At 60.8% G+C, this 2,601-nt stretch carries 1 protein-coding gene; it reads left to right on the top strand.

Going from position 1 to position 2,601, the window contains the following annotated elements; translation table 11 throughout:
- The coding region (locus ACYVOC_RS18915) for a Tn3 family transposase (protein WP_461162789.1) at window positions 1-2,527 on the top strand (2,527 nt) is incomplete at its 5' end.
- Between the last annotated feature and the right edge of the window lie 74 nt (window positions 2,528-2,601).

Genomic DNA, 2,601 nt, shown 5'->3' with positions numbered 1-2,601 from the left:
GGACGAAGTGGCCCGTTGCGCCGACCGCGATCAACTGCTCGGGAGGGCCCGCCAATGGCTGTACAAGAATAAGCTGGTGATCGTGCACGAGCGGGCCATCCGGACTTTGATTGCGAGCGCACTCACCCAGCTCGAAGCGGAGACAGGTGCTGCAATCGCCGCCAGCGTCGATCCGGCAACCCTTGATCGGTGGCGAACCTCGGTTGCAGAGCTGCGCCCAGATGGACAAACCCAACAAAGCTGGCTGTGGTCGGCGCCGGCCAAGCACTCAACCCGCCAAATCAGCGAGGTACTTGAACGCATCGATCTGCTGTACGAGCTGGACGTTCATAAACACCTGACCGACATCCCCGATCTCATCTTGCGCCGTTACGCGCGCCGACTAGTCTCTCGGCCGCCGTCTGCCGGCGCCAAGATCAAGGAACCCGCGCGCACCGTGGAGGTCGCCTGCTTTCTGCGGTATTGCCTGTTCACCACCACGGACCAGTTGATTTTGATGGTGCAGCGCCGGATTGCCGATCTGTGGCGCCAGACCGCTGCCGAGGTCCCCGCCACCGTCAACTGGGCGGCGATGTACAAAACGCTACTGGCCGAACTCGTGGCCTTGAGCGCCCAGGGCGCTGTGCCGGACGCCGAGCTGCGCGCACGGCTTGAAGCCTTGGTCATCGAAACCCAGAAACGCAAGCCACCCAGTCGGGCCTCCCTTGTGCGCGAAGGATTGATTGATGTCATTCGCCCCGTACGCTCACTGCTTGTGGCAATTGCAAAGCTTCCATGGCAAGCCACCGGAGAGCATCCCACCATCGACGCCCTGACGAAATTGAGCGCCTATTACGCCAGTAACATCAGAAAGTTGCCGGATGGCGTTGTCGCGCCAGGCCTGGGGAAGGTCTGGCAAGCCGCCATATCCAGCCCAGACCGGGAACGGGCGTTTCGGGCATTGGAGGTTGCCACCTTGTTTGCCCTGCGCCGCGCGGTGCGCAATGGATCGGTCTGGATCGAGCACAGCTTGAGTTTTAGGGGCCGTGCACGCCTGTTCTTCACGGACGAACGTTGGAAGGACGAGTCCAAGAAGCACTATGCCCGTCTGTCGCTGCCCGGCAAGGCGGCCACCTTTCTGAAGCCATTGTTGGCCAAGGTAACTGCAGGTGTCGATGCTGTGGCTGCGGCGGCACGCAGTGGCGTACTGCGCGTCGACGATGAACTCCACCTCTCAGTTTTACCCGCCGAAGACGAAGACCCCGAAGTCACCAAGCTACGGGCGGCTTTGGATCACCGCATCGGCGAAGTGCAATTGCCTGAAGTGATTCTGGCCGTTGACGCCCAGGTGCGCTTCAGCTGGATCATGCTCGGCCGTGAACCACGGTCAACAGCGGAACTGCTGATGGTCTATGCCGGCATCATGGCCCACGGCACCAGTCTGACAGCCATCGAATGCGCGCGCATGATTCCGCAGTTGTCTGCCACCAGCATCCGCCAGGCCATGCGCTGGGCACGGGACGAACGCCGTCTGAGTCAGGCTTGCCAGGCGGTGCTGGAGTTTATGCAACGCCACCCGATCGCCACCACTTGGGGCCGTTCAGACCTGGCGTCTTCTGACATGATGAGCATGGAGACAACCAAGCGGGTATGGCAGGCCCGGCTTGATCCCCGGCGCAACACGCCCTCCATTGGCATCTACTCCCATGTACGCGACCGCTGGGGAATCTTTCACGCACAGCCCTTCGTGCTCAATGAGCGCCAAGCTGGCGTGGCCATTGAAGGCGTCATACGTCAGGAACGCCTTGAAACCAGCCAACTGGCGGTGGACACCCACGGCTACACCGATTTTGCGATGGCACTGGCCCGGTTGTTGGGCTTTGATCTTTGCCCGCGGTTGAAGGAATTGAAACAACGCCACCTGTTCGTGCCTCGCGGCGCCAAGGTGCCAGCCGAAATAGCTGCGGTGTGCGAGGCCAATGTTGACGTTGCCCTGATCGAAAAGCATTGGGACAGCCTGGTGCATCTGGCGGCTTCGGTCATGAGTGGTCACGCCAGTGCGGTGGCAGCACTGGCGCGGTTTGGCTCTGCTGCCCAGGGTGACCCCATCTATGACGCTGGCGTGCAATTGGGACGTTTGCTGCGAACCGCGTTCCTTGCCGACTACTTTGTTAAGGACGCTTTCAGGAATGAATTGCGCCGGGTGCTCAACCGGGGGGAGGCGGTCAACGCCCTCAAGCGCGCCATTTACACCGGCCGGATCAGCCCGGCACAGGCCAAACGTGTGGACGAAATGCAGGCTGTGGCCGACGCGTTGAGTCTGCTGGCCAACATCGTCATGGCGTGGAACACGTCACAAATGCAGGCTGTTCTGGATCGCTGGTCGAACCGCCGCCAGGCCATTCCGCCGGAACTGATCGGAAAAATTGCTCCCACCAGGCTGGAAAGCATCAACCTGCGAGGCGTGATCCGCTTTCCTGTTGACCGTTATGCCGACCAAATCCTGCCCTCGCGGCAGGGAGCACCGATAACTGGCACCAACGGATGAAACCGATCACGGTTTGACGCCACGAATCCCGGATTTGAAGGTGAACAGGAAAGCCAACAGAATCAACGATCTAC

It is taken from the genome of Simplicispira piscis, assembly GCF_054783455.1.
The sequence above is the reverse complement of the archived record's forward strand: the minus strand, read 5'-3'. Positions and strand labels throughout refer to the sequence as shown.